The sequence below is a fragment of the Massilia yuzhufengensis genome, from assembly GCF_900112225.1.
In the GTDB taxonomy this organism is placed as follows: domain Bacteria; phylum Pseudomonadota; class Gammaproteobacteria; order Burkholderiales; family Burkholderiaceae_D; genus Telluria; species Telluria yuzhufengensis.
In genome coordinates this window covers 1-1,787 of the sequence record NZ_FOLD01000061.1, presented here as the reverse complement: position 1 = coordinate 1,787, position 1,787 = coordinate 1, and the positions used below count along the sequence as shown (strand labels likewise).

Genomic DNA, 1,787 nt, shown 5'->3' with positions numbered 1-1,787 from the left:
TGCCTTTGGGCTGCCGCCTGACGGGTCACGTCCCAAACGAGCGAAAAGCAGGAAAAAGAACGAAACGCTTGACGGGTCAATACATATCAGGGTGGGCGGCTTCGCCGCCCACCCTACGATACCGGCTGCAGCGACTATTGCGCCGTGCGGGAAAACGTCGAAGCACGTATACTCCCGCGATGCCCTCTTCCGCCCTCTTCACCATCGCCTCGCTTATCTGGGGCTCGACCTTTTTTGCCATCACCCTGCAGCTGGGCGAAGCGCCGCCCGCGGTGTCGGTGGCCTACCGCTTCTTCCTGGCCGCGGCCACGCTGTTCGTGATCTGCCTGGCGCGCCGCGACAGCCTGCGCCTGCCGCTGCGCACCCACGGCTGGATGGCGCTGCAGGGCGTGCTGACCTTCTGCATCTCCTACCTGTGCACCTATGAATCCGAGCAGTACGTGGTCTCGGGCCTGGTGGCGGTGGTGTTCGCGCTGATGGTGTTCTGGACGCCGCTCCTGAGCCGCCTGTTCTTCGGCACCGGCATCAACGGCCGCACCATCGCCTGCGGCGTGGCGGCCATCGCCGGCGTCGCCCTGCTGTTCTGGCACTCCATCGGCACCGCCTGGCAGGACTACCAGCGTGGGGGCAGCGCCCACTTCATCGCCGGGGTCATCCTGGCGCTGGTGGCCACCATCGCCAGCTCGGCCGGCAGCATCGTGGTGAGCAAGGTGAAGGAACAATGCGCCAATCTACCGCTCACGATGGCATGGTCGATGCTGTGGGGCGCGATGCTGGTGACGGTGTGGCTGCTGCTCAAGGGCGAGCGCTTCGTGCTGCCCGCCAGCCCGACCTACTGGGCCGGGCTGCTCTACCTGTCGATCTTCGGCTCCGTGATCGCCTTTTTCGCTTACTTCACGCTCATCAACCGCATCGGCGCGCAGAAGACCGTCTACATCGGCGTCATCACACCGGTGCTGTCGGTACTGCTGTCGATCAAGCTCGAAGGCTACCGTCCCGGCGCGATCGAATTCGCCGGCATGATCCTGTGCCTGGCCAGCGTGGCCTGGGCCCTGCGCGCCCCCGCCGCCAAGGCCGTGCAATCCGCAAACCTGAACAACCCGCTCGAGACGCCATGACCCAATTTTCCATTCGCCCTGCCACTGCCGCCGACGTCGCCCCCATCCAGTCCATGATCATGGAGCTGGCAGTGTTCGAAAAACTCGAACACCTGGTGGCCTCCACCGAAGCCCTGCTGCACGAGGGCCTGTTCGGCGCGCGCCCGTCGTGCGAAGCCATCATCGGCGAGGAGGATGGCAAGGTGGTCTGCTTCGCGCTGTTCTTCCATAACTTCTCGACCTTCCTGACCAGGAAGGGCCTGTATCTCGAAGACCTGTACGTGCTCCAGTCGCACCGCGGCAAGGGCTACGGCACCAAGATGCTCAAGCGCCTGGCCCAGATCGCGGTGGAACGCGAATGCGGCCGCTTCGAATGGTCGGTGCTCGACTGGAACGAGCCGGCCATCCAGTTCTACAAGTCGATGGGCGCCGACGTGATGCCCGACTGGCGCATCTGCCGCGTCACCGGCGACACCCTCACCGCCCTGGCCGAACGCCAGGCCTGACCCGGTAGAAAAAGGCGCTGTTACCCTTTGCTATGGATGGGTTTGATTGCCAGGCGCAGCAATCCCTCGGCGGACTTGACCCGCCCGCCATCGAGCGCCCTACGCCAGCCCAGGTAGTTCGTCAGGTAGCGGGACGCGACGCCGTGGAAGCGCGCCAGCCAGTCGCGCAGGCGGCGGTGATAGG

The 1,787-nt window shown here is 65.0% G+C and carries 2 protein-coding genes and 1 pseudogene; 2 read left to right on the top strand and 1 reads right to left on the bottom strand.

Annotation, left to right across the window (positions count from 1 at the left end; translation table 11 throughout):
• The first annotated feature begins 179 nt into the window (after positions 1-179).
• Together BM031_RS24845 and BM031_RS24840 are read left to right on the top strand one after the other, a co-directional pair.
• On the top strand, positions 180-1,118 hold the full coding sequence (locus BM031_RS24845) for a DMT family transporter (RefSeq protein WP_091877633.1): 939 nt from the start codon (positions 180-182) through the stop codon (positions 1,116-1,118).
• On the top strand, positions 1,115-1,603 hold the full coding sequence (locus tag BM031_RS24840) for a GNAT family N-acetyltransferase (RefSeq protein WP_091877631.1): 489 nt from the start codon (positions 1,115-1,117) through the stop codon (positions 1,601-1,603). The genes BM031_RS24845 and BM031_RS24840 overlap by 4 nt, the downstream gene beginning before the upstream one ends.
• 20 nt (positions 1,604-1,623) lie before the next feature.
• On the opposite strand, the pseudogene BM031_RS25385 reads toward BM031_RS24840, so the two are convergent.
• A pseudogene (locus BM031_RS25385) lies at positions 1,624-1,787 on the bottom strand (IS1595 family transposase); the annotation flags it as partial.

Excerpts from the sequence above, each read along its gene's own strand:
- BM031_RS24845 (WP_091877633.1), top strand. The coding sequence starts at position 180 with ATGCCCTCTTCCGCCCTCTTCACCATCGCCTCGCTTATCTGGGGCTCG.
- BM031_RS24840 (WP_091877631.1), top strand. The coding sequence starts at position 1,115 with ATGACCCAATTTTCCATTCGCCCTGCCACTGCCGCCGACGTCGCCCCC.